The 1,647-nt window shown below is 69.7% G+C and carries 1 protein-coding gene and 2 pseudogenes; 2 read left to right on the top strand and 1 reads right to left on the bottom strand.

What is annotated here, in order from left to right; all coding sequences use genetic code 11:
• A pseudogene (locus ABT061_RS48250) lies at positions 1 to 362 on the bottom strand (phospholipid carrier-dependent glycosyltransferase); the annotation flags it as partial.
• A 98-nt stretch (positions 363 to 460) separates the two neighbouring features.
• On the opposite strand from ABT061_RS48250, the gene rsmI reads away from it, so the two are divergent.
• Both rsmI and ABT061_RS48240 read left to right on the top strand, forming a co-directional pair.
• Complete coding sequence (gene rsmI / locus ABT061_RS48245) at positions 461 to 1,315, top strand: 16S rRNA (cytidine(1402)-2'-O)-methyltransferase (RefSeq protein WP_350930444.1); 855 nt, start codon at positions 461 to 463, stop codon at positions 1,313 to 1,315.
• A gap of 54 nt (positions 1,316 to 1,369) precedes the next feature.
• A pseudogene (locus ABT061_RS48240) lies at positions 1,370 to 1,647 on the top strand (phospholipid carrier-dependent glycosyltransferase); the annotation flags it as partial.

Below are 1,647 nucleotides of genomic sequence, written 5' to 3'. Positions count from 1 at the left end.
ACCACGTAGGAGGCGCACTTGTCGACCTCCGCGGGCGCGCACTGCTGCCAGATCTCGGTGCCGCCCCGCATCAGGATCTTGTCGGCGTCCTTGACGACGTTGTGCTCGGCACCGAAGTTGATCAGTGCCCAGGCGTCCTTGGCGTAGTACGTCTCGTCGAACATGACCGCGTTCGGGTGACCGAGGTTGGTGAAGCGCAGGATCGCCCCGAACACCGTGACCAGCAGCGGCCCCAGCCAGCCCCACAGGGGGTTTCCCGGCATCGGCGGCACCAGACGGTCACGAACGGAACCCGAGGGCCCGCCGTCGGGCTGGGGCTCCGGCTGCTCTGACGCCTGGCTGGGGAAGTCGGTCACGGCCACTCGGACATCGTACGGTCCCCTTACCGCAGCTAGCCCAGGAAACACCTCACTACAGGACTAAATGGTTAACTTCTCCCCGCGCCGGGGGGCCATCCGAAATGCGGGAGGATGGAGCGGTGACGGACAACGGCAGGCTTGTGCTGGCAGGGGCTCCGATCGGGCAGGCGGGCGACGCCTCACCCCGGCTGAGGCTGGCGCTGGAGAGCGCGGACGTGGTCGCGGCGGAGGACACCCGGCGGCTGCGGCGCCTGGCCGGGGAACTGGGCGCCGAGATCGGCGGCCGGGTCGTCTCCTACTACGACGCCAACGAGGCAGGGCGGGCCGCCGAGCTCCTCGGCGCGCTCCAGGACGGCAAGACGGTGCTGGTCATCACCGATGCCGGCATGCCGGGCGTCTCCGACCCCGGCTACCGGCTGACCCACCTGGCGGTCGAGGCCGGGATCGCGGTCACCTCGCTGCCGGGGCCGTCGGCGGTGACCACGGCGCTGGCCGTCTCGGGGCTGCCCAGCGACCGGTTCTGTTTCGAGGGCTTCCCGCCGCGCAAGTCCGGTGAGCGCTCCCGCAGGCTCTCGGCCCTCGCGGAGGAGGAGCGCACGATGGTGTTCTTCGAGGCGCCGCACCGGCTCGGTGCCGCGCTGGCGGCGATGGCGGAGGCGTTCGGCGCCGACCGCCGGGCGGCGGTCTGCCGTGAGCTCACCAAGACCTACGAGGAGGTGCGGCGGGGTGGTCTCGGCGAGCTGGCCGAGTGGGCGGCCGGGGGCGTCAAGGGGGAGATCACCATCGTGGTCGCCGGGTACGTCGGGCAGGCCCTGCCGCCGGTGATCGAGGACCTGGTGGACGAGGTCGCGCGCCGTGAGGAGACGGGGGTGCCGAGGAAGCAGGCGATCGTGGATGTGGCGAAGGCGGCGGGAATCCCCAAACGGGATCTTTACCAAGCTGTCCATCGAGGCTGACTTTTCACCATAATTCCCTGAATGGGATCAACACGGGATCGTCTCTTGCCGCCCATGTCGGGAAATGTCGCCTGGGGCTGGCTGGGGCCGTTGCTGGTCGCTGCCTTCGGGGGGATCCTGCGCTTCGTCGGCCTCGGGCGGCCGAACGCGGTCATGTTCGACGAGACGTACTACGCCAAGGACGCCTGGGCGCTGATCAACCACGGGGTGGAGCGGGCCTCTCTCGGCACCGTGAAGGATCCCATCGCCGACAGGATGATCATGCAGGGGAACACCGACTTCCTGGTCAAGTGCACCCCGCCGGAGGCCGACCCCTGCCCGCTCTACGTGGC

It is taken from the genome of Streptosporangium sp. NPDC002544 (genome assembly GCF_040295965.1).
Taxonomy (GTDB): Bacteria; Actinomycetota; Actinomycetes; order Streptosporangiales; family Streptosporangiaceae; genus Streptosporangium.
The sequence above is the reverse complement of the archived record's forward strand: the minus strand, read 5'-3'. Positions and strand labels throughout refer to the sequence as shown.